The 22798-nt window shown below is 41.9% G+C and carries 23 protein-coding genes; 17 read left to right on the forward strand and 6 right to left on the reverse strand.

Annotation, left to right across the window (positions count from 1 at the left end; translation table 11 throughout):
• Positions 1-41 precede the first annotated feature (41 nt).
• The 12 genes from sufC (at position 42) to LX73_RS02510 (ending at position 10810) form a co-directional block, all read left to right on the forward strand.
• The gene (gene sufC / locus LX73_RS02455; RefSeq protein WP_211359342.1) at positions 42-809 is read left to right on the forward strand and encodes a Fe-S cluster assembly ATPase SufC; all 768 of its coding nucleotides are present in this window, start codon (positions 42-44) and stop codon (positions 807-809) included.
• 31 nt (positions 810-840) lie between these two features.
• Positions 841-2175 carry a Fe-S cluster assembly protein SufD gene (sufD, locus tag LX73_RS02460; RefSeq protein ID WP_170245558.1) on the forward strand — a complete coding sequence of 445 codons (1335 nt, stop codon included), beginning with the start codon at positions 841-843 and terminating at the stop codon, positions 2173-2175.
• Between the two features lie 4 nt (positions 2176-2179).
• Positions 2180-3430: a cysteine desulfurase gene (locus LX73_RS02465; RefSeq protein WP_148897884.1), complete on the forward strand. Its 1251-nt coding sequence runs from the start codon at positions 2180-2182 to the stop codon at positions 3428-3430.
• Between the two features lie 227 nt (positions 3431-3657).
• Positions 3658-4209: a NifU family protein gene (locus tag LX73_RS02470; RefSeq protein ID WP_148897885.1), complete on the forward strand. Its 552-nt coding sequence runs from the start codon at positions 3658-3660 to the stop codon at positions 4207-4209.
• Between the two features lie 15 nt (positions 4210-4224).
• Positions 4225-4563 carry a HesB/IscA family protein gene (locus LX73_RS02475; RefSeq protein WP_148897886.1) on the forward strand — a complete coding sequence of 113 codons (339 nt, stop codon included), beginning with the start codon at positions 4225-4227 and terminating at the stop codon, positions 4561-4563.
• Between the two features lie 3 nt (positions 4564-4566).
• Positions 4567-5091, forward strand: a complete 525-nt coding sequence (locus tag LX73_RS02480) for a DUF2480 family protein (protein WP_148897887.1) — start codon at positions 4567-4569, stop codon at positions 5089-5091.
• A gap of 274 nt (positions 5092-5365) precedes the next feature.
• Positions 5366-6106 (forward strand): SDR family NAD(P)-dependent oxidoreductase, encoded by a 741-nt coding sequence (locus LX73_RS02485; protein WP_148897888.1) that lies wholly within the window; start codon positions 5366-5368, stop codon positions 6104-6106.
• 113 nt (positions 6107-6219) lie between these two features.
• Complete coding sequence (gene fni, locus LX73_RS02490) at positions 6220-7251, forward strand: type 2 isopentenyl-diphosphate Delta-isomerase (RefSeq protein WP_148897889.1); 1032 nt, start codon at positions 6220-6222, stop codon at positions 7249-7251.
• Between the two features lie 54 nt (positions 7252-7305).
• The gene (locus tag LX73_RS02495; protein ID WP_148897890.1) at positions 7306-8301 is read left to right on the forward strand and encodes a polyprenyl synthetase family protein; all 996 of its coding nucleotides are present in this window, start codon (positions 7306-7308) and stop codon (positions 8299-8301) included.
• Between the two features lie 12 nt (positions 8302-8313).
• The gene (locus LX73_RS02500) at positions 8314-9186 is read left to right on the forward strand and encodes an outer membrane protein assembly factor BamD (protein ID WP_148897891.1); all 873 of its coding nucleotides are present in this window, start codon (positions 8314-8316) and stop codon (positions 9184-9186) included.
• Positions 9186-9785, forward strand: coding sequence for a nicotinate (nicotinamide) nucleotide adenylyltransferase (nadD, locus tag LX73_RS02505; protein ID WP_148897892.1), 600 nt, complete (start codon positions 9186-9188; stop codon positions 9783-9785). Before LX73_RS02500 ends, nadD begins: the two co-directional genes overlap by 1 nt.
• A gap of 2 nt (positions 9786-9787) precedes the next feature.
• Positions 9788-10810: a S66 peptidase family protein gene (locus LX73_RS02510; protein WP_148897893.1), complete on the forward strand. Its 1023-nt coding sequence runs from the start codon at positions 9788-9790 to the stop codon at positions 10808-10810.
• On the opposite strand, the gene LX73_RS02515 is transcribed toward LX73_RS02510, so the two are convergent.
• The 6 genes from LX73_RS02515 to LX73_RS02540 are packed head-to-tail and all read right to left on the reverse strand — an operon-like array spanning position 10807 to position 18216.
• Entirely contained in the window at positions 10807-12930 is a 2124-nt protein-coding gene (locus tag LX73_RS02515) for a hypothetical protein (protein WP_170245559.1), read from the reverse strand. The genes LX73_RS02510 and LX73_RS02515 overlap by 4 nt on opposite strands.
• A 12-nt stretch (positions 12931-12942) precedes the next feature.
• Positions 12943-13935, reverse strand: coding sequence for an AAA family ATPase (locus LX73_RS02520; RefSeq protein WP_148897895.1), 993 nt, complete (start codon positions 13933-13935; stop codon positions 12943-12945).
• 9 nt (positions 13936-13944) lie between these two features.
• Positions 13945-15324: a peptidylprolyl isomerase gene (locus LX73_RS02525; protein WP_148897896.1), complete on the reverse strand. Its 1380-nt coding sequence runs from the start codon at positions 15322-15324 to the stop codon at positions 13945-13947.
• A complete protein-coding gene (locus LX73_RS02530) occupies positions 15317-16240 on the reverse strand; it encodes a peptidyl-prolyl cis-trans isomerase (RefSeq protein WP_148897897.1) in 924 nt (307 codons plus the stop codon). Before LX73_RS02530 ends, LX73_RS02525 begins: the two co-directional genes overlap by 8 nt.
• A 7-nt stretch (positions 16241-16247) precedes the next feature.
• Complete coding sequence (locus LX73_RS02535; protein ID WP_148897898.1) at positions 16248-17579, reverse strand: NupC/NupG family nucleoside CNT transporter; 1332 nt, start codon at positions 17577-17579, stop codon at positions 16248-16250.
• Complete coding sequence (locus LX73_RS02540; RefSeq protein WP_148897899.1) at positions 17572-18216, reverse strand: thymidine kinase; 645 nt, start codon at positions 18214-18216, stop codon at positions 17572-17574. Before LX73_RS02540 ends, LX73_RS02535 begins: the two co-directional genes overlap by 8 nt.
• A gap of 589 nt (positions 18217-18805) precedes the next feature.
• Here LX73_RS02540 and der point away from each other — a divergent pair.
• The 5 genes from der (at position 18806) to LX73_RS02570 (ending at position 22602) form a co-directional block, all read left to right on the forward strand.
• Complete coding sequence (gene der, locus LX73_RS02550) at positions 18806-20113, forward strand: ribosome biogenesis GTPase Der (RefSeq protein ID WP_148897901.1); 1308 nt, start codon at positions 18806-18808, stop codon at positions 20111-20113.
• Between the two features lie 87 nt (positions 20114-20200).
• Positions 20201-20899: a NuoI/complex I 23 kDa subunit family protein gene (locus LX73_RS02555; RefSeq protein WP_148897902.1), complete on the forward strand. Its 699-nt coding sequence runs from the start codon at positions 20201-20203 to the stop codon at positions 20897-20899.
• A 6-nt stretch (positions 20900-20905) separates the two neighbouring features.
• Positions 20906-21472 (forward strand): hypothetical protein, encoded by a 567-nt coding sequence (locus LX73_RS02560; protein ID WP_148897903.1) that lies wholly within the window; start codon positions 20906-20908, stop codon positions 21470-21472.
• An 8-nt stretch (positions 21473-21480) separates the two neighbouring features.
• On the forward strand, positions 21481-22128 hold the full coding sequence (locus LX73_RS02565) for a hypothetical protein (protein ID WP_148897904.1): 648 nt from the start codon (positions 21481-21483) through the stop codon (positions 22126-22128).
• A gap of 3 nt (positions 22129-22131) precedes the next feature.
• Positions 22132-22602 carry a redoxin domain-containing protein gene (locus LX73_RS02570; RefSeq protein ID WP_148897905.1) on the forward strand — a complete coding sequence of 157 codons (471 nt, stop codon included), beginning with the start codon at positions 22132-22134 and terminating at the stop codon, positions 22600-22602.
• The last annotated feature ends 196 nt before the right edge of the window (positions 22603-22798 follow it).

Consider the following 22798-nt stretch of genomic DNA (forward strand, 5'->3'; position numbering starts at 1 on the left):
CATCATAAAATCTAAAAATAATATTAGAGGAATTTAGTAACGTGTTAGAAGTCAAAGATTTACATGTATGTGTGGAAGAGGATCCATCTGAAAAAATCCTCAAAGGCGTTAACTTGACAATTAATAAAGGTGAGATCCATGCGATCATGGGTCCCAACGGAAGCGGTAAGAGTACGCTCTCTAAAGTTGTTGCCGGTCATGAAGCTTATGAAGTGACACAAGGTGACATTCTTTTTGAAGGAGAGAGCATCTTGGAGCTTGACCCTGAAGAACGTGCTCACTTGGGCGTTTTTCTTGCTTTTCAGTATCCTGTTGAGGTTCCGGGTGTAACCAACAAAACGTTGTTGCGCCAGGCATATAATACTATTGCCCAAGAACAGGGCAGAGAAGAGCTGGATCCACTGCAGTTTGAAGATTATGCGAAGGAAAAGCTCGAACTGATTGACATGAAGCCTGAATTTCTGGAGCGTAGTATCAATGCTGGTTTTAGCGGTGGTGAGAAGAAGCGCAACGAAATTTTCCAAATGGCCGTACTCAATCCTAAGCTTTCATTCTTGGATGAAACTGACTCAGGACTCGATATTGATGCTTTAAAAACAGTAGCCAACGGTATCAATCAAATTGCTGATGAGGATAAAGCCATATGTATGGTTACACACTATCAGCGTATTTTAGATTATATCACACCTGATCACGTTCATGTGATGATTGATGGAAAGATTGCAAAATCCGGTGACAAAGAGCTGGCTGTGAAGCTCGAGGAGCAAGGATACGACTGGTTGATTGATACAGCAGCTGCATCTGTATAAAACAGTAAATTCAAAAATTTTATAGCAAATTGTGAAGCAACAAAAAGAGCGCACTTTTTTAAAAGATTTACTAAACTTTCAAGGTTCACTTAACGGGCAATCTAAACTTCTTGATAAGGTTCGCCTAAAAGGGGCAGAAGGGGTGCGAAACACCTCTTTTCCAACTAAAAAGCTAGAAGACTGGAAATTTATTAGTCTTCGGGATCTTTATCGGGATTCTTATGAGCTGGCTTCTAATTTAGAAGTAGAGGCTTCTGATATTAGCGAACACTATCTTCCAGAAAGTGAAGGGTCTCGACTTGTTTTTGTTAATGGGTCTTTTTCTGCAGAACATTCTTCTACGGATGCACTGCCGGATGAAGTCGTTATCGGAAATATTGCTCAGCTGGCTGCTGATGATAATGACCTTATTAAAGACCATCTGAATAAATATGTCGAGAATAATTTCGAGAATGATGTCTTTAGTTCATTCAATAGTGCATTTCTGAAGGATGGGGCTTTCATCTACGTGCCCGAAGATGTCACCGTTGAAGCACCAGTTCACCTTCTGTATGTACAGACTGATGCGGACGAAAACTATTTTACAACTTCTCGTAGCGTAGTTGTAGCTGATAAAAATTCCGAAATTACTATCGTTGAGGATCACATTGGTTTGGCAGATAACAAATATTTTAATCTGCCGGTAGTGGAAGTGAATCTGGAAGAAGATGCTTATGTGAAGCATACCAAGATACAACGCGACAGTCGTGAGGCTATCCATATTGCACGAACAGCGGCTTTTGTGGATCATCACGCCGATTATGAGTCTTATACTATTACCCTTGGAGCTAAGCTATCACGCAATGAACCTCGTATTTCTCAACGAGACGAAGAGGTTGAATTTACGGTTGATGGTCTTGTACTGATTGACGGAGAGCAGGTTTCGGATACTCATTCCGTCATGGATCACCGTTTTTCGCATGCCGAAAGCCATCAGCTGCACAAGTGCGTGATCAATGGGAAGGCACACTCGGTATTTAACGGTAAGATATTTGTCCGCCAAGACGCTCAGAAAATTGATTCTTTCCAGGAAAACCGAAACTTACTGCTTTCGCGCAAAGGATTAGTCAATACTAAACCTCAGCTCGAGATTTTTGCCGACGATGTGGTATGTACACATGGTGCCACTGTAGGACAGCTTGAAGAGGATGAGCTTTTCTATCTTAAAAGTCGCGGACTCAACGAGCAGCAGGCACGTGAACTTCTTATTTACGCTTTTGCACTCGAGACTATCGAAAATATTACGGTTGATTCTGTACAAGAACTACTCGTAGATGAAGTGCATAAGTTCACTGAACGACAGCTAGACTCCGAATTAACGGTTTAATGTTATGGCTAAAGTTGCAACCTCCACACCAGCTGAGAACGTTGATTTTGAAAGCGTTCGAGATGATTTTCCTGTACTTGATCAACAGGTAAAAGATAATCCGCTGGTATATTTGGATAATGCAGCTTCCAGCCAAATGCCGAGCTGTGTAGCTGACCGTATTGATGCCTATCATCGAAATGAACACGCCAACGTTCATCGCGGTATCCACACATTAAGCCAAAAGGCTACCGATGCTTATGAGTTGGCACGTAAAAAGATCCGGCATTTTATCAATGCTGAGCATGAAGATGAAATTATTTATACCACCGGCACTACTGATTCTATCAATCTGGTAGCTAACAGTTTCGGCGAACGTTTTATTGAGCAAGGTGCCGAAATCTTGGTTACCGAAATTGAACATCACGCTAATATTGTTCCTTGGCAGATGATTGCCGAACGATATGGAGCAAAGGTGCAAGTAGTTCCGGTTAATGATGATGGTGAGATCATTTGGGATGAGTACGTAGCTCTGCTCAATGAGAATACAGCTATTGTTGCCGTTGGACATGTTTCTAATGCTCTGGGCACCATTCATCCCGTAAAAAAGATGATTGAAGCAGCACATACTCAAGACATTCCGGTACTCGTAGATGGGGCGCAAGCCGTTCCACACAGTCCTGTTGATGTGCAGGGTTTGGATGCCGATTTTTATGCGTTTTCCTCTCACAAGATGTGTGGTCCCACTGGATTTGGTATTCTGTACGGCAAGAAAAAGTATCTTGAAGAAATGCCGCCGTATCGTGGGGGCGGAGACATGATCGATAAAGTTTCTTTTGAGGAAACAACCTATAATATTTCTCCGCATAAGTTTGAGGCAGGTACGCCCCCCATTGCTGCGGGAGTCGGTTTTGCCGAAGCTATTGATTATCTCAGCAATATCGGTATGCAAAATATTGCTCATCATGAACAAGAACTGCTTGAATATGGAACCGAGCAGCTGTTGTCTATTGATGGACTCCGTGTCATAGGAACATCCAAGAAAAAAGCATCGGTTATTTCCTTTGTTTTCGATGACATCCATGCTACTGATGTTGGTACTATTCTCGATGAACAGGGCATAGCTATCCGCACGGGCCATCACTGTGCTCAACCTACCATGCGGCGCTTTAATGTGCCTGCAACAGCTCGGGCCTCTATTTCTTTCTATAACAACAGGGAAGATATTGACCGTCTCGTTGCGGGGATTAAGAAAGCAAAATCAATTTTTGAATGACAATTTATACGAAAATTCTGAAAAGGTTGTGTCATCACAGGTTTAGTTCAGGATCAGTTGCTATAGCTAATTTTCACTTATGACATTGTGAAATAAGTTCAGAATCATATGATGTTATTTGTGAAATATTCGGAGTTTTATGCGACTTGAAACTGTTAATTGCAATAGATTATATTTATATTAGTTCTAAATAGTGAACATTTAATAAGCTATTAGCCTTTACCATTATGCCAAAGATCAAAGAAATAGAACGTACGCCTAATCCCGATGCTATGCGTTTTGTGTTGGGAGACCCACTTACAAATGGTGTCACTAAATCCTTTGAAAATGCTGATGAAGCCGAGAGCAATGAGTTGGCATCATCGCTTTTTGCTATAGACCACGTTATCAACGTTTATTTTGTAGATAAATATGTGACCGTAACGCAGGATGGTGATGCCGTTTGGTCTGAGCTGCTACGTCAGCTGGCTCCGCCTATCCGTGAAGCTTCTACTCAAACTGATTTGGAAGAGGATGAAGAGGTACATGCTACCAAGGAGGTGCAGGAAACTGACGATCCGCGTCTTAAGGAAATCAATAAGATGCTTGATGACCAGGTACGTCCTTATTTATTGGCTGACGGCGGTGGTTTGAAGATTCTTGGCCTCGATGGTGACCGACTTAAGGTTCACTACCAGGGCGCATGTGGAACTTGTCCCACCGCAACCAGTGGAACGCTCTATGCCATCGAAAGTATGGTTAAGCGTATTGATCCTGAAATTCAGGTAGTATCAGTATAAATTGAGTTACTCTTTATGTCCATTTCTATTACCGAACGAGCGGCGGATCAGATCAGAACCATCCGTGAAGAACAACATATTGCTGATGACGCCAAATTGCGCGTAGGAGTTGTCAGTGGCGGTTGTTCAGGGCTGACTTATGATCTGGAATTTGACGCTAATCCTTCCTCCGGTGACAATGAACAAAAAGAGTTTGAGGATAAGGGCATTCAGCTTATTTGCGATATGCGCAGTTTCTTGTATCTATCCGGTACTAAACTGGATTATACCGATGGATTAAACGGCGAAGGATTTCACTTTCATAATCCGAATGCAAACCGCACCTGTTCGTGCGGAGAATCATTTTCAATTTAGATTATGGCTACCGACACACAAGGCGAAATCGTCAACAAGGTCAAACAATCCGAAAAGCTTGTTACCATTGATCTTCAGGAGTACTTTGACTCCACACCCCGTACAGAGTTAGACCTTAAGCAATTTCTTTTTAAAGGGATGATTTTAAAGGAAGATGACTTCCGGGAGCAACTCGAAAATTTCGACTGGAGCCAGTTTGAGGGACAGTATGTAGGGGTTTATTGTTCGACAGATGCTATTATTTCTAAATGGGCTTATATGCTTGTTGGCCAACACCTTGCAACTCACGCTAAAGAAGTATTTAAAGGTAAGGTTGATGATATGCTGTATGAACTTTACCGTCGAAATTTGAAAGAGTTAAACTGGAGTTCATATCAGGACAAGTTTGTTATACTCAAGGGATGTTCCAGTAAAGAAAAGCCTGTACCTGAAGGTGTCTATCTGTATGCCACTCAACAATTACTTCCCTACGTTAAAAAGCTGATGTACGGTGAAGCTTGCTCGAATGTTCCTGTGTACAGGGGATAGATTCAATGATTTCTGGTCTGGTTGTTTTGCAATGAGAGCCACAGGCATTGGATTTATGGAATGACATCTAAGGAACTTCTTTAAATAATAACGTCAGTCACACTTACTGTAGCCTCTCCTCTTTTAATCATTTAGTTCGAAACTGATTGATATAATCAATAACTGGTTTAGCTTTTTTTATTGATTTCGTCCAGGAGGGTAAAATGGTTTAGATGATACAGAATGTCTTATTACATTCAGTTCGAATGATTTTTAGTATTTTATAAAAAATAATATGAATAAGAATACCTACGCATTAGTCACCGGGGCATCCCGCGGAATTGGAAAAAGTATTGCACAATTGTTGCTGGAACAGGGAGGGATAGTTATCGGTACAGCCCGGAGCTCAGCATTTCCAGACGAATTTGTTGAAAATCCTGATTTTGAGGGAATACATGTGGATTTAGCTAATCCCGATGCCATAAAATCTAAGCTAAAACCGATTTTCGATCGTGATACCGCTCCCAATGTGCTTATCAATAATGCCGGAATTTTTCTAGAGGCGGGATTTGATCTGGATGATGAATCCTGGCTTGATACCTTGGACCAAACCATGCAGGTAAATCTCCGTTCTGCAGCCTTACTTTCAAAATGGGCTCTCAATCGGTGGAAAGAAGAAGGCGGCGGTTATCTTATAAACGTATCTTCTCGTGCAGCTTATCGCGGTGATACGCAAGAATATTCGGCTTATGCGGCCTCAAAGGGGGCATTAGTGGCTTTTACAAAAAGTGTTGCCCGAGATTTTGGAGAGCACGGTGTCTCAGCTTATTCTATTGCGCCAGGATTCATCAAAACAGATATGGCTATGGGTTCTATCGATGTTTATGGTGAAGACTACCTTACGGAAGGTATGGCCTTTGACGAAATTACATCACCTGAAGAGGTGGGAGAGCTGGTAGCCTTCTTGGCATCCGGAAAAGTACCGCATATGACCGGGGCCACGTTTCATATCAACGGCGGAAGCTATATGATATGATAGTTACTTGTTATAGGTTATTTGTTAATTTGTGCTCATAAACTATAAAAGCATACCATCTTAAATGTTATGTAGGATTCATATGTACCAAATGACAATTAACCAGTAACTAAATGAGTATTAAGCAGCGCAAAAAAGATCATGTTGAGCTGACCACCTCCGGTAACATGAATTACCGTTTTTCAACCGGATTTGAGCAGTACCGTTTTATCCATGATGCATTGCCCGAAGTTAATTTAAAGGATATTTCTACGGAAGCTTCGCTGCTGGACAGGACCTTTGCCTTTCCGCTCTTTATCTCATCAATGACCGGCGGCTATACTGATGCCGGAGCGGTGAATGCCATCATTGCGGAATTTTGTGAGGAGTATAACCTGCCTTTTGGGGTAGGGAGCCAGCGCATTATGCTCGAAGATGAAGAAGCCGTTTCGTCGTTTTCAGTAGTCCGAGATAAAGCACCTTCTGCTTTTATTGCCGCTAATATCGGTGGTGCACAGCTTGCTAATGGATTATCCCAAAATAAACTTCACCTGTTGATAAGCTCTATAGAGGCTGATGGCGTTATTGTGCACTTGAATCCCCTGCAAGAGCTTATGCAGCCCGAGGGAGATCGCAAATTTAAAGGGATTGAAGAAGGTATAAATCAATTATGTAACGACAGTCCTGTGCCGGTTATCGTCAAAGAAACGGGAGCAGGGATATCGGCGGCGGTAGCAGAGCGATTATTAGATGCCGGTGCCAAGGTTATTGATGTAGCGGGAGCGGGCGGCACAAGCTGGGCAAAAGTAGAAAATGAACGCCTCTCAAATAAGAATCCAAAGAATGATTTTAACAACTGGGGGATACCCACGCTGGAGTGTGTCCACCAGGTTCAAGAGCTCAAAGGGAGCTATAATTTTGAACTCATTGCGTCAGGCGGAATCCGGTCCAGTCATCATATCGCCAAGTCGCTGTGCCTCGGCGCTGATTTTGCTGCGGCTGCCCAGCCGGTAATTAAGGCTGTGGATGATAATGGTTATGAGGGACTAGAAAATCTTTACCGAAAATGGCAGAAGCAGTTGGTTACTATTCTTATGCTACTGGGATGTGAACAACTTGACGATTTAGATCCAGGGCACCTGCAAATAACAACTAATAATCGGTAACATCTTGCGCTAAAATCCTTATATTTGGCCTTTTAGAAATTCAGTATTGTTAAGGTGGAAGCCACAAAACAACAGCAAGAACTTTCGAATCTTATAGATGATAAACTTGCGGAGCTTAATCTGCCGCAAGAGCCTTCGCTATTATACGATCCGGTGCGTTACACTCTGTCATTGGCCGGTAAACGAGTGCGTCCATATTTGACGCTGGTAGGATGTGGTGTATGCGGCGGTGATATTGAAGAAGCCATTCCCGCTGCACTTTCTATAGAATTACTCCATAATTTTACATTATTGCACGATGACATCATGGATCGTGCTCACACGCGACGCGGTGAACCCAGTGTTTATAAAAAATGGGACTCTAATACCGCTATTCTTTCTGGTGATGCGATGTATGCCAAAGCTTTCAAACAGCTGCAATATTATGGCAGGGAAGCGGACTATTCAAAACAAACATACAGCCTTATTTTAGATCTTTTTTTGGATAGTGCAGAAAGAGTTTGCGAAGGGCAGGCTTATGATCTGATGTTTGAGAAAGATTATGATGTATCCATCGACCAGTATTTGCAAATGATTGAAGGAAAGACTGCAGCACTGATAAGTGGTGCTTTTGCGATGGGCGGGGCAGTAGCCCGGGCCGATGAGAAGTGGATCAGAGAACTGCAGTTTATAGGCCGGAAGGTAGGTATAGCTTTTCAAATTCAGGATGATCTATTGGATGCTGTTGCTGATCCTAAAAAGTTTGGCAAGAAAAAGGGGGGAGATATCGTTGAAGGTAAGAAGACATACCTGACGCTCCTTGCCCTGCAGCGAAGCGAAGAACAGACAAACAGGAAGCTGGTTAAACTTCTGACATCCACAGAAAATTCCGAGGAGGAAATAGCAGAAGTAATATCTATCTTTGAATCATTGGATGTATTTTCAGATACAAAGAATGCTATTAAATATCACTATCAGGAAGCTATTGACCATCTCGATACTTTTGATAACTCACAGTACAAAAAAGGAATTACAGAATTTTTAAATCGTTTAATTTCCAGGAAATACTGAAATAAATTATTTATGATGATGAAAAAAATGGTAACGATTAGTAGTAGATTTTTACTTGCAGCAGTAGTTCTTGTTGCTGCGATATCATGTAAAAATGAAAATTTAATTCGGCGGGGTGATGATTTAGAAACAGCCTTTGATAAATCCATGAGGCTTTTTGAAAATGGAAAATACCGTGATGCAGCCGAAGGGTTTGAAACTGTATTAGAAATAGGCCGTGGAACTGATATAGGTCAGCAGGCACAGTATTATTTAGCGGAGTCATATTTTAAGGATAAACGATATTTACTTTCCGCTTCGGAGTTTGAACGGTATGTATCACTCTTTCCCCGTTCTGATAAACGAAAAGACGCTCAATTTAAAGAGGCGTTTTCATACTATAAGCTGAGTCCGCGGTATAAGTTAGATCAAAAATATACACGGAAGGCTATTGAAAAATTTCGATTATTTAATTCCAGGTACTCAGGAACGCCGGAAGCAGATAAAGCAGCGAATTATATTTCCGAGATGCGGGAAAAATTGGCCCGAAAACTCTATAACGCAGCTCAGCTTTATATGGTTACCGACAGCTATCAGGCAGCTCTTACCTACTATGATTTAACTATTGATAAATATCCCGAAACAATTTGGGCACAGCGATCACTGGTTGGCAAAATTAATGCCTATAACATCTATGCCGGACGTAGTGTGCAGTCGAAGAAGCAGGAGCGATACCAAAAAGCAGTAGATGCTTATGAAAAGTTTATCCAGCTCTTTCCAAATGGTGAATACCGCAGCAAGGCCGATGAATATGTAGATAAGGCCCGCGCAGCCTTGGCAAAGATTTCCAATTCTGACTCACAGGCTAAAAACTCAACGGCCAGTGTTGACAGCTCTTCTGAGTAATGTCACATTCGAGCGATAAAATAGGACTATTGGGCGGTAGTTTCGATCCCGTCCACAATGGTCACTTGGCTATTGCCCGCTCATTTTTAGCTTCTCCGTATATCACTGAACTGTGGGTACTGCTTACACCGCATCCGCCGCATAAAAGGGGGCAGTCACCGGCTTCGTATGAAGTTCGATTGAAAATGCTACAAGAAGCTTTTGCCGGATTTGACAGAGTGGAAGTAAGTGATATCGAAAGGCAGTTGCCCGATCCCTCATATACTGTCCGCACTCTTGAGTATCTTACCGACCGGTTTTCAGAGAAGTCATTTTTCCTTTGCCTGGGATCAGACTCGGCAAAGCACTTTACTGAATGGTATCAATGGCAAAGAATATTGTCTTATTGTGAGTTGTTGGTAGCTGCAAGACCATCAGCAAGAGATATTCAATTGAATCAGGAGATTGCGCAAAAGACGCATTTTATTGATCATCAATCCGTTTCAGTTTCCTCAACTGAAGTTCGAAGTAAAGCATCATCAGCACAAAATATTGCTGACCTTGTTCCTGCTTCGGTAGAAAAGATAATTGACCAACAAAATTTGTATAAAGTGGGCTAACTATGGAACGGAAAAAGTTTCTGAAACTACTTGGAGTCGGAGGTGTCGGATCTTTGGGTACGGCAGGTTTTTGGGAAACATCAGGAAAAACAATGAAACCTCCCAGATTAAACAAGGGGGATACCATTGGACTTATCAGTCCCGCAAGCCGACTGGATAACCTGGAAAGATATGATCAAATCGTTCAAAAAATTCAGCAAATGGGGTTTGCTGTTAAAGAAGGTTCCCACGCCCGCGATTCGTATGGTTATCTTGCAGGGCGGGATGCTGATCGTGCTGCTGACCTTAATGCGATGTTTGCCGATGAGCAAGTTAAAGCTATTATTCCATTCCGTGGAGGATGGGGATCCAATCGTATTTTGAACCACATCAATTTCGATTCTATCAAAAATAACCCTAAAATTTTGGTGGGCTTCAGTGATATTACCTCTCTACTGTTAGCCATTTATGCTAAAACAAATCTAATTACCTTTCACGGACCGGTCGGTAAATCTGACTGGACCGATTATACTACTGATCATTTTGATAATATGCTTACCGGGCAGCCGGGAAATACGCTAACTATCCCTCAAAATAAATCTTGCAGCGGTTGCACTCCTTTTATCCAGATAACCCCCGGGCGTGCAGAGGGACGTCTTCTGGGCGGAAATTTAAGCGTATTAACAGCAATGATGGGTTCAGATTATCTGCCTGAGTGGCAAGGAAATATTTTATTCCTTGAAGATGTAGGAGAAGATATTTACCGCATAGATCGGATGCTTACCGAATTAAAACTTGCTGGCATACTCGATCAGATTTCAGGCTTTGTATTTGGACAGTGTACCAACTGTAGTCGTTCTGATGAACAAAGCTTATCTCTACAACAAGTATTTAGTGACCATATCAAACCTTTGGGCATTCCAGCTTTTTCCGGAGCTCAATTTGGCCATGTTAGTGATATGATTACTCTGCCAATAGGATTAAAGGCCCAAATTGATGCCCGTGAAGGAACTATACGATGCCGGGAATCTGCAGTATCTATTTAGGGAAGTGACAAATATTTACGTAGCACCCACTCGGCCGACAGTAATAAAATGACAGTCAAGAACCAGCCAATATTGCGGTATAGATAATAAAATGAGGTCGAAATCTTCTCATTTTTATCTAGCAGTCCACGTTCATTCAGTGTATCCCAAAAGCCCGAAAGTGAATCATAAGGATGATATATTCCATCCGTTTGAGCAGCAATCTGTTGTAATACCCTATCATTACGAATGGTATTAATAAACTCTGCATTTGATTTAGCCACTGCAAATTCTCCTTTTTGGGTTGCTATCTGGCGGCTACCCTTTTTGGCCGTTGCTTCAAATGAAAATATCCCTTGCGGGAGAGAACCAATGTTTAGCTTATATCTGCCCGAACCGTTATTTTCCATCGAATAAAAACGAGGTTCTGTATCTTCAGAATCGACGGAGATATTTATATCAGCATCAGTTTCTACCTGTCCGCGTTCGTTGGTGAGGTATGCATTGATCACTACATCTTCGGAGCCGCTGAATGTCTTTTGTGCCGGTATTACTTCCAGTAATTCATTATCGGGGTCTGCGGCCGTCCAACTAACAGTATTGAGCAGCAAGTTTTCTGCAAACTGACGAATACCCGGATTGTCTTGTTGAGGTAATCGAAACCACCCGTATGCACCAATCAGTGCCAGTCGTCTGTTGCCGCGCTCCTCAACAGTCATAGCTGGCTTATCAGTATCTTGTCCCTGAAAATTACTGCTCAACAAAGTTGTAGCACCGGGAGCATGGTCAATATTTTGAATAGGGGCAAACAGTGATGGTAGACGGTCATAGCTAATGTCTGGAATCTCCATAATGGGATGAGAAATCCCTTGGCTACGAGGGGAGAGGCGTACTGAAGATGGCTCCCAGCTGCCGGAGACTACAACCGGGAGTGAAGTGATTTCCTCCTCAAAGCGTTCCGCGGAAAATAGTGGCGTCGTTGCTATAATTACCGGCACCTGCTGAGCTAAAGCAGATAGCTTGTTTTCTATATCCGTTGGAATGCCAGAACGCGGATATCCGTGAAAAACAAGCAAATCAACAGAATCTGAATTGGCAGTGAAATTTCCCTCTATAAAACGGTTGCCGCCCAGCCAGGTACGTTTTGTAAGGTCCGTGTTTTTATCCGACTCTAGAAGGGATCTCCAAAACCGAATATCGGGATGAACTTCAAAAGCAAGTGATAAAATTTGTTGGCGGGCATCTTGTACATCCACCGAAAATCGCTGCATGTTATTATTAGCCGTCCATTCATCCTGCTGTTTAGGTACATGAACAGTAAATTGCTGGAGTCCTTCGGTGTTTAACGGCAGTGCCAACGAAACTTCACGGTTACCGGTTGTCAATTCGGGAGTGATGGTTTTTTGGGACAAAACGTCCGTTCCACTCTGTAGTTGAACTTGAAATGGTTTACCTTTAAAGCCGTTATTTTTGATATTAACTGAGACAGACTGTTCGGTATTGAGGTAACCGGTAGATGGTGAGGAAACAGATTGAACAACAATATCCTTCTGAGACAAGGTATCTCCAATACCAACAGTATAAATTGGATTTTTCGATTCCTTAGCCTCAAAAACGGGATTTTCTCCCTTTGTATAGATGCCGTCACTGATGAGGATGGCAGCATCAGCGTTGGTTTCGGTGCTGTTTATAGTTCTAATGGCATCTGACAAATCTGTCTGTGAAGCATCATAGGTCAGACTGTCCAAATGGGTAGAGGTAGCCTCAATGCCGATTTTAAAAAAATGATAATCTACGGAAGATGAGTCCCTAAAATTGAGCGTGCTAAGTACTTTTTGATAGGTCTTTTTTCCTTCATACTTGTTTTTGTTGATATCAGTGCTGGCAGAATTATCGAGCACTACAAGAATATCAGCCCGTTCGGTGTAGGTGGATTCTGTTTTCAAAAAAGGATTCAAGAGTACCAGTAAAAGGATAAAGAATACTCCAGACCGCAATAGAATAAGTATATTCCGGTAAAAATCACCTATTGCAGTTATGTCTTTATATGACCACCAAGTCAGCAGTAGAGTGACGATTAAAATCAGTACATAACACCAAAGAGGCAGTGACGATTGGAATCCTTGAAATATGATATCCACAGTAATTGGTGCTTACATTTCATCCAACAGCTTATCGATAAGATCATCGGGCGCAAGGCCTTCGGCCTCCGCAGCATAGTTATTGACAATGCGGTGACGCAGCACCGGCTTAGCCAATGCTTTTATATCCTCAATGGTTACATTATACCGTCCCCGTGTAAGTGCACGTGCTTGGCCACCGAGTACAAGATATTGTGATGCGCGCGGACCGGCCCCCCAGCTCATATATTTATTAATAAAATCGGGAGCAAGCTCCGAATCCGGACGTGTTTTAGTTACCAGTTGTACTGCTGATGAGAGTACACCTTTGGGGACGGGTACTTCCCGAACCAGCTGCTGGAGTTCTACAATTTGTTCAGCGTTTAATACCGAATTGATGTCAGCCTCATCTAAATTTGTTGGCTGACGTACGATCTGCTTTTCTTCATCCAGAGTGGGGTAGTCAAGCCAGAGATTAAACATAAACCGGTCGAGCTGAGCTTCGGGCAGGGGATAGGTGCCTTCTTGCTCAATGGGATTTTGCGTAGCAAGTACAAAAAAAGGTTCGTCCAGCGGATAAGTAGTACCTGCAGCCGTTACATGAAATTCTTGCATACCTTCTAGCAGAGCCGCCTGTGTCTTGGGGGGCGTCCGATTGATTTCATCTGCCAGTACGATATTAGCAAAAACAGGACCTTTAACAAATTTAAAAGATTTTTCACCGGTTTTTCGATTATCCTGTATAACTTCGGTACCGGTAATATCCCCGGGCATAAGGTCTGGAGTAAACTGGATACGGCTAAAATCAAGATTCAGTGTTTGAGATACCGATCGTATAAGTAAGGTTTTTGCCAAGCCCGGCACACCAATAAGGATGCAGTGCCCCCTTGAAAAGAGACAAATTAACAACTTGTCTAAGATATCGTGCTGACCGACAATAACTTTCCCCACCTCGGTCCGTATTTTTTCGACCGAGGATTGAAAAAAGTCAACAGCTTCTACAGAATCGTCCGGGATGTCTCGCATAGGTGATAATTAAAGCATTTTATATTTTTCGGGAATCGAAATTTTATACTCTACAAACATTTCTTTTCGCAGCTCAGCCAACATCTTATCAACCATTTCTTGTTGTTTTTCTCGTAATGCAGCTTGTTTAATACGCGAATAATCCTGTTTGATATTTGCTGTATGCTCAGCAACACGTTCATTCAACTGAACAATTCGAAATGCACGTTTTGTGTTATTTTCATTGCCTAATTGAAACTTCTTAGGCTCAGAAATATCACCTTTTTCTTCAAGTAGCAGCACAATGCGATACAGGGCTGCTTCCAGACTTTCAAGTGGCATTAACCGCTGCCCGTTTTGGGGGTTTAAAATTCTACCGCCTTGTGCGGCCGTATTAGAATCATCGGAGTGCTTACGGGCCATTTCTGCAAAAGTAATCTCATCATTCGTTTGAATACTGTCTTTAATTTGCCGCAGCTTATCCTTAGCAGCCTGATCGTTATAGTTTTTGTCATCCACCGAAATCAGTATGTGATTAGTATCAATTTTATCACCTGAACGTTTATTAAGGCGGATTACGTGAAATCCAAACGAAGTTTCCACCACTTTTGAAATTTCACCGGGTTTCAGGGCAGTAGCTGCAGCCGAATATTCTGCAACTAAATCGTCAATAGATACCAGCGGAAGCTTACCGCCTTTTGAGGCAGAAGGTCCGTCACTGTACTTTTTGGCCATTTCTTCGATGGTTTTGCCATGGTTAAGTACCGAATCCCGTAATTGTGTGGCCAGTTGCCGAGCTTGTTTTTTGGCATTTGCCGAAGGAGGAGGAGTGGTGACAATTTGTGAAACCGCTACCTGCTCAGGAACGGTAGGCAGAGAATCCTGAGGGATATTTTCAAAATATTCACGAACTTCAGGACGTGTAATTTCGACGTTCTTCCGTTTTTTCTGCTGAAATCGTTGTACAACCATTTGTTCACGATAGTTTTCGCGCAGATCAGCTCTCAGCTGGACAATACTTTGTCCCATTCGTTGTTCCAGAGCCTCTTCACTGCCAAGCTGTTCAACAGATTGTTGAATCCTGCGGTCGATATTCTGATCAACCATTTCATCAGAAACAGTAACTGAATCGAGTTTGGCCTGATCAAGCATTAGTTTTTGATCCACAATATTCTGCAATACCGTGTACCAGATGTCTTCGCCGAAAGAAATTTGGCGATCTTGTTGCTTTTGCATCTGCATCATATACTGTTGTACCTGTTGATCAACCTCGGATTTGAGGATGATATGATCATTAACCACAGCGACAATGCGATCCAGATTTTTATTGGTCGGTTGTTGTGCCTTTAGAGAGGGAGAGATTAAAAAGAGTGCAATAACTAAAAAGAGTACAGTACGTGCGTTATTCATCAGTTGGATTACTTTCAAGGGTATCTTGTGGAATATTATTTTGATTAGGTTGACTAGGTAGAACGTTAAAAGACTCTACTTCATTATTCGATTTTGCCTTAAGATAAAGATTCTTGGCATAGGAACTGAAATTTCTGCGCTGCCTGTCCAATTGCATCCAGCCTTTAATTTTTTCAATCAGCCAATCTAGATCAGGCAGTTCACCCTTGGCTCGGCTGTCGGTGAGCTGAACAAAATGATAAACCCCGTTAACACGCTGGATAGGTGATATTTCATTATGACCAATGATCTTAAGATACCGATTCATAATATCGATATCACTCAGTGCCATAGAAATTGGTTGGTATTGATCGGCTTTTTCTATCGCAGCCTTGTCATTGATAGCATAATCCCGTGCCACTTCTGTCCATGAAATACCTCGTAAAAGATCGCGCTTAGCCGATCGAGCATCCTGGATTGTGCGAGCCTGCATGTGACGAAACTGTACAAACTCTTCATCCAGCACAAATTGTTTTTTATTAGCCTGGTAGAAGGTACGTGCTTCTTGATCAGTAATTCCAGATTTGTCTTCCTGTGATGCCAGTACATAATCACGAAGTGCCTCACGCAGAACCTCCTCTTTAGCTTTCTGGATTTTCTTACGGACTTCTTTTTTTTCTGCCAATCCCAGCCGCTGTGCTTCGTTTATCTGTACCTTTTGGTTAATCCATTCTTGCCTGTAGCGTTGCAGAGCTGCAACGCTGTCTTTTTCATAAACAAAATCCGGAATATTTGATTTTGCCTCGGCAACCGTAAGATATTCATTGCCAACACGTGCCAACGTTTTTTTGTCAACAGAAGAATTGGTTTGGGTGCAGGAGAAAGATAGAAGCCCCAGAACAATAGCGAAAAATAATGTAGTATAAGACTTTGGCATAATTAGTTTAAAATAACATACCTGCAATTGTAGCAGTCATCAAGTTAGCCAACGTACCTGCTAATACTGCTTTCAGACCAAATTGAGCCAGTTCTGATTTTCTGCTCGGAGCTAATCCACCGATGCCTCCAATTTGGATAGCGATTGATGAAAAATTGGCAAAGCCACAAAGGGCAAAGGTAGCCATACGTATCGTTTTAGGAGAAATTACGGAATTATTAACCATTTCGGAAAGCTGAGTATATGCTACAAATTCATTAAGCACAACTTTGGTACCGAGCAATGATCCCAGGTTAACGGCATCGCCCCAAGGTACACCGATAATCCATGCCAAGGGAGATATAGCCCATCCCAGTATCATTTCAATAGTCAATTTACTGCCAATAAGATCAGTTAAATGTGTAACATCACTAACCCATCCCAGTATACCATTTCCCATAGCAAGTAATGCAATGAATGCTAATAACATAGCACCAACATTGGCCGCAAGTTTTAGCCCTGTAGTTGCACCAGTGGCAGCAGCATCAATACCATTAGCGTCCGTACGTTCAACCTCCATTTTGACTTCTCCCTTGGTTACAGGGTCTCCATCCTCAGGATATAGTATTTTAGCAATAACAAGTGCGGCAGGGGCGGCCATCAGACTTGCACCCAGAAGCTGTTCAGCAAACATTAACCGGCCTACATCAAGAGCTACGTCTTGTGCTTCGGCAAAAGAATTACCAAGCATCTGTACATAAGCGGCCATTACTCCACCGGCTATCGTCGCCATCCCGCCAGTCATTACAGCTAATAACTCCGATTTTGTCATTTTTTTGATATATGGTTCAATAACAAGAGGAGCCTCTGTTTGGCCGACGAAAATATTTGATATTACTGACAGTGATTCAGCGCCGGATGTTCCCATCAATTTCTGCATGCCCCGAGCCATGTGCCTTACGATCCATTGTAGAATACCATAGTGGTATAAAATAGCAGTTAATGAGGCGAAGAAAATAATCGTTGGGAGTACCTGAAAAGCAAAAAAGTTACCAAGACTACCTTCCATGCCGGGACTTTTAGCCAGATCGCCAAATATAAATTTAGCTCCCTCAGTTGTATAATTTAAGACTACGACAAAAAAGGAAGATACCCAGCTAAAAAATTCTTTGGGCCAGCCCAATGGGGACCAATATTCGGCCATCTCTTGGCCTTTGAGGATGAATACAGCGAGGGCAAACTGAATCCCCAATCCTGTAGCTACAAGCCGCCAATTTACCTTTTTCCAATTTTTGCTGAATGCCAAGGCAATACCAATAATGGCCACCATCCCAAGCATCCCACGTAAAATATCAATCATCTATTTCCTGGTTCTTAGTTGGTTGTTCAATTTCTGACATTGGTGTTATCGGCTGACCACGCCGTTTGTCAACAGGAGGGCGGTAGCAATGGCGGGATCGCGGTTCGTAGGCATCTGTTTCGCCTACTAATACGCGGTCATCATTTTGAACAACACGCTGTGAGTAATGTGCCATCGTACCGCTTTCTGCGCAAACAGCATGTAGTTTGGTTACATATTCGGCAATAGCAAGCATCTGTGGCATGGGCTCAAAAGGTTTGCCTTCAAAATCCATATCCAGACCCGCCACGATAACACGTTTACCGTCGTTGGCCAGAGTGTTGGCTACATTCATCAGCTGCTGGTTAAAAAATTGAGCTTCATCAATACAGATGACCTCTGCTTCTCCAGTAAGCAGCACAATTTGATCGGCCGTATCTACCATTAGTCCCGGCAGTACATTTTGGTTATGAGATACAACATCCTCTTCATCATAACGATTGTCCACTTTGGGTTTGACTACGACCACACTTTGCCCCGCGATATGTGCACGTTTGGCCCGGCGGATCAATTCTTCTGTTTTACCGCTGAACATCCCACCGCAAATTACTTCAATCCATCCAACTTTTTGCGGAACTAGTGAAGGTTCGTTGAGCATAACCGTTAATTGTTAATATTTATAATACGCAAACTAAAGCATGGAATATATTTGTGTGAGCCTAGAAATAAAAAAGCTAAATTGGCTGGGGGGGGTAACCCGGAGTGAGAGAATATCTAGCAATTTTATCAGTAATATGGCAATCTGAAAGATGCATCGAAGCTGAGCTGATATCACTCTCCATTAGAACAGGTACTTCTGTTTGTAGCCACAAACATTAGTTATAAAAAATGATTTTACCTTGTCTGTAGCACGAAGGGGATACCACCTTTATCTATATTTCAGTCTCCTCCATAAGACTTTTCTGCCGGAACATATCTACAAACAACCAAATAATAGGGTAGGGCGGAAAAATGACCGAACAGAATAACTTAGTACTCTTTTTCTTTGATGGGGGAAGCTGAGAAATTCCTGCTATGCCTGCCATCCAGAAAATAAAACAAAGAAAAATAAACATGGCTACTAAAATAGATCCTATAAAACCAAAACTATTATAAAAAGAGTGAAGCATTGAGTTTTTGCTCTACTTTCAACTGTTAATTCCTTACTTTTGGTGCTTAATTGTAAACATATAAATAATTCCGATCATATGCTCCCTGTAGTTTCTATTGTAGGGCGGCCCAACGTGGGCAAGTCCACTATTTTTAATCGTCTTATTGGTAGCCGTAAGGCTATTGTTGATGACCAGTACGGCGTAACACGCGATCGCCACTATGGACAAGCTTTCTGGAATGGCCGGGAGTTTAATGTTATTGATACCGGCGGATACCAGCCTGATGAAACCGATGTAATCTGGGATGGCGTGAGGGAGCAGGTACATATCGCCATCAGAGAATCTGACCTTATTCTTTTTGTGGTAGATACCGAAGGCGGAATTACTAGCCTGGACCGCTCGGTGGCTCGCATGTTGCGTGAAGAAGACACCCCCGTTCTGCTTGTTGCCAACAAAGCTGACAATGAAGAGCGGGCAATGAATGCTACCGAGTTTTATGGGCTGGGATTCGAAGAATTATATCCCGTGTCAGCTATAAACGGCCGGGGTACCGGGGATCTGCTGGATAAAATGGTTACCCTCTTTCCCGAGGAAAAAGAAGAAGAAGAAAATAGTATTCCCAAATTAGCTATTGTGGGACGTCCCAATGTAGGTAAAAGCAGTTTTATTAATGCTTTACTTGATGATGATCGTTGCATTGTAACTGATATTCCGGGAACTACACGGGATTCCATCCACAGTAAATTAACCTATAATGACAAGGACTATATTCTTGTGGATACGGCCGGTCTCCGTAAAAAGGCGAATGTAGACGAAAATGTTGAGTTTTATAGCACAGTTCGTACCGAACGAGCACTCCAAAACTGTGATGTAGCCGTACTTATGCTCGATGCTATGCGCGGTTTTGAGAAGCAGGATCAACGTATATTAAAGAATGCCACCGAATATAATAAGGGTACTGTTATGGTGCTCAACAAGTGGGATTTAGTGCCCGAGAAAGACTCCAATATTCACCGTGAGTTTGAAGAATATGTGTATAGCCGGGTACCCCGAATGGAATATGTGCCTATTATATCAGCATCAGCCATTACCCGACAACGGATTCATAAAGTGCTCGAGGTAGCCGATCTGGTACTCAAAGAGCGTAAAAAATCTATATCTACGTCTGAGCTGAATGATTTTATATATGGAATCCTGAAAAAAAAGCCGCTGCCGGTAAGGGGAGAGGTACAGCTCAAAATAAAGTACTGCTCACAGGTTAAATCTAATCCGCCGGTTTTTAAGTTTTTTATGAATAGACCCGAAAAGCTGCCCACCAGCTACCATCGTTATATTGAAAACAGAATCCGGGAAGAGTATGGATTTATCGGTGTGCCGATAACATTAAGATTTGTTCAGAAATAACCAATTTAGTTTTGATGAGAATCATTGAATCAGTTATTTTTCCAGCGATATTATGTAGCACAATAAAAATCATGTAACGGTACACTCATGGCTGCACCACAAAATTTAGAACAACCTCGTGCCAATGCGCTCAATGAAGATTATGATCGTGAGCGCTCTCTTTCATTTCTAGAGAAGTTATATCTGCCTGAAATTTTTAAGGCGCTTTGGTATACTCTCAAACAGATGTTCCAACCGAGAGTTACCCTTCAATATCCCGAAGAAAAATGGGATCCGCCCTCGATATTCCGGGGTAGGCCTGTCTTGGTTGAAGACGACGGTAAAGAACGATGTGTAGCTTGCGGACTGTGTGCACGGGCGTGCCCACCGTTGGCCATTAGCATGCAGGCCAATGAAGATTCGGATGATCCCAAAGAGCGATATCCCAATTTTTTCGAAATCAATATGCTGCGATGTATTTATTGTGGATATTGTGAGGAAGTTTGTCCCGAAGAGGCCATCGTGATGAGCAAAGATTATGATATAGTTTTTGAATCCAGAGAAGAGGCCATTTATGATAAACAGCGCCTGCTGGTACCCAAAGAAGATTTAAAAGATCGTTTAGATTTTCTTAGAGAATATAAAAATCGGCAATTCGGGCAATTTTGGGATTTTCAGGAAGAAAATAACATTCATTCCGTTCGTGATCGCGACCGTGAGTTCAATTCCGGACTTTCACTCGTAGAGATGCTGGAACAACAGCAGCATAACGACAACGTAGAAGCAGAATCAGAATGGGTTCGATAGGAGATAATGACAGATCATAACGTTACGCAGGATGATCTTAATAATCTAATCGAAGATGTTACCTACCTCCAGGACGAGGCGGAGGCCATGCAATATGTGATTGATAGTGTACCTTATGATAAAAGTCCGCCGGAAGGGCGATCAATTGCTGAAATGTTACTGATTATTGATCACGCTCAGATTTCCTATTATCGACCGCTCATAGAAGAAGCCGTTGATAGCAATGACCCCGTCAATTTAGATAACGTTACCCATTTTCGGGATAGCTTTGAATATAATGAAGATGAAGACCTAGACATCCAAAAGGTATTACGGAAGCTTGCCAAACACCGAGCAGGGCTAGCGAATACCATAGATAATATTCCATTAATTGACTGGGAAACAGTAGTTTATAGGAATAACCAAGAAGTTACATTATTTAACTTTGTTCGAGAAATGATCCGCTTTGAGCGTACAACGCTTAACGATATTGCGGATCAAATTATGGTATTAAAAAAAGATCAACAGCATAAGCGGGAAATACAGAATCGACGAGAACAGCGCGAAAATCAGCATCATCCCCAAAATTCGTAATATTGTTTATGGTCTGGGCAACGTTGTTATTAGTATTGATAAGTGGATATGTTGCCTTTGAGCTCATTAAACTTAGAAAAACAAAAGGACGGCTTAAGTATTTGGGGCTTACCATTGCAGCTATCTTGCTGACTCTCATTCAGCTAAGTCTTTTTATCAATGGATTTACTGAATCTGAAACTTTCGCTAATATTACGTCTTTTATTACCGAATGGGGGCATATTACGTGCCTGGCCTTTGTGTTAAGCTCTTTAGCTGTATTTATCCGTGAGTCGAAACCGGTTTTTGCTCAATTTCCGCTTTTATATACCGCTCTACCGTTGTTAATTATAGTATCCTACCTGCTTGTGAAAGATACCTATGCGTTAAAAAACTGGTTACTTACCATTTACCAGGGAGGAGCCATTGCTGTTGCATTGCTGATGTACAGTGTGTATACCTACCGCAGATCAGAGTATTTGATGATCTTGTTAGGCGTGACCCTATTTTTAGCTGCTTATCTCTTTTTTTGGTTTAATCCTTTTGCCAAAGCAATTGAAGGTTGGCTATGGAAAATTCTTGTAGCGGCTGCACTTTGGTTAACGGTTACCGGATATGAAAAGACTGAAGCTATAGCGGATCAACTTAATCACTCGACACAGAATACAAACTTTTAGATAATGACTCTAGATTTAGACACCAAGGCACCCGATTTTACGTTAAAGAATACCGATGGGGAAGATGTGAGCCTTTCTGGTTTTCAGCCGGACTATAATGTAGTATTATTATTTTTCCCGTTAGCCTTTAGCAGTACTTGCACCGAAGAACTTTGTATCACGAGAGACAATATGAAGCTCTACAATTCTTTAGATGCCAAAGTATTAGGTATAAGTGTTGACAGCTTTTTCAGCTTAAAGCAGTTTAAAAAGACCCAAAACCTGAACTTTACGCTACTGAGTGATTTCAATAAAGAGGTATCAAGAAAATATGATGCGCTCTATGATAATTTCTTCGAAATGAAAGGTGTTTCAAAACGGGCATCTTTTGTTATCGACAGGGAAGGGAAAATACGTTATCAAGAAGTGTTAGAGGATGCTGGAAAACTTCCTGATTTTAAAAAGATTCAAGAAATGCTTAATAGTCTAGATTAATCTTTAGCTATTATAGATAATACCATTTTAGCATAACTACCCTTACTTTACATAATATAAATTATACGACAAATATGTTCATTTATATATAATGCCGGCAATTTTACGAATATTATATACACTCCTAATGAAACTATTGGTTGTCACCCAACTATATATATTTAGCTGTTAGTTTCATTTCTTCTCTGTGTGGTTC

It is taken from the genome of Fodinibius salinus, from assembly GCF_008124865.1.
GTDB lineage: Bacteria > Bacteroidota > Rhodothermia > Balneolales > Balneolaceae > Fodinibius > Fodinibius salinus.

Bases quoted from the DNA above. Each gene is read 5' to 3' on its own strand.
- fni (WP_148897889.1), top strand. From the start codon at position 6,220: ATGAGTATTAAGCAGCGCAAAAAAGATCATGTTGAGCTGACCACCTCC.
- LX73_RS02470 (WP_148897885.1), top strand. From the start codon at position 3,658: ATGCCAAAGATCAAAGAAATAGAACGTACGCCTAATCCCGATGCTATG.
- LX73_RS02570 (WP_148897905.1), top strand. From the start codon at position 22,132: ATGACTCTAGATTTAGACACCAAGGCACCCGATTTTACGTTAAAGAAT.
- nadD (WP_148897892.1), top strand. From the start codon at position 9,186: ATGTCACATTCGAGCGATAAAATAGGACTATTGGGCGGTAGTTTCGAT.
- LX73_RS02530 (WP_148897897.1), bottom strand. From the start codon at position 16,240: ATGCCAAAGTCTTATACTACATTATTTTTCGCTATTGTTCTGGGGCTT.
- LX73_RS02560 (WP_148897903.1), top strand. From the start codon at position 20,906: ATGACAGATCATAACGTTACGCAGGATGATCTTAATAATCTAATCGAA.
- LX73_RS02475 (WP_148897886.1), top strand. From the start codon at position 4,225: ATGTCCATTTCTATTACCGAACGAGCGGCGGATCAGATCAGAACCATC.
- LX73_RS02465 (WP_148897884.1), top strand. From the start codon at position 2,180: ATGGCTAAAGTTGCAACCTCCACACCAGCTGAGAACGTTGATTTTGAA.
- LX73_RS02535 (WP_148897898.1), bottom strand. From the start codon at position 17,579: ATGATTGATATTTTACGTGGGATGCTTGGGATGGTGGCCATTATTGGT.
- LX73_RS02480 (WP_148897887.1), top strand. From the start codon at position 4,567: ATGGCTACCGACACACAAGGCGAAATCGTCAACAAGGTCAAACAATCC.
- LX73_RS02510 (WP_148897893.1), top strand. From the start codon at position 9,788: ATGGAACGGAAAAAGTTTCTGAAACTACTTGGAGTCGGAGGTGTCGGA.
- LX73_RS02485 (WP_148897888.1), top strand. From the start codon at position 5,366: ATGAATAAGAATACCTACGCATTAGTCACCGGGGCATCCCGCGGAATT.
- LX73_RS02525 (WP_148897896.1), bottom strand. From the start codon at position 15,324: ATGAATAACGCACGTACTGTACTCTTTTTAGTTATTGCACTCTTTTTA.
- der (WP_148897901.1), top strand. From the start codon at position 18,806: ATGCTCCCTGTAGTTTCTATTGTAGGGCGGCCCAACGTGGGCAAGTCC.
- LX73_RS02555 (WP_148897902.1), top strand. From the start codon at position 20,201: ATGGCTGCACCACAAAATTTAGAACAACCTCGTGCCAATGCGCTCAAT.
- LX73_RS02565 (WP_148897904.1), top strand. From the start codon at position 21,481: ATGGTCTGGGCAACGTTGTTATTAGTATTGATAAGTGGATATGTTGCC.
- LX73_RS02520 (WP_148897895.1), bottom strand. From the start codon at position 13,935: ATGCGAGACATCCCGGACGATTCTGTAGAAGCTGTTGACTTTTTTCAA.
- LX73_RS02500 (WP_148897891.1), top strand. From the start codon at position 8,314: ATGATGATGAAAAAAATGGTAACGATTAGTAGTAGATTTTTACTTGCA.
- LX73_RS02540 (WP_148897899.1), bottom strand. From the start codon at position 18,216: ATGCTCAACGAACCTTCACTAGTTCCGCAAAAAGTTGGATGGATTGAA.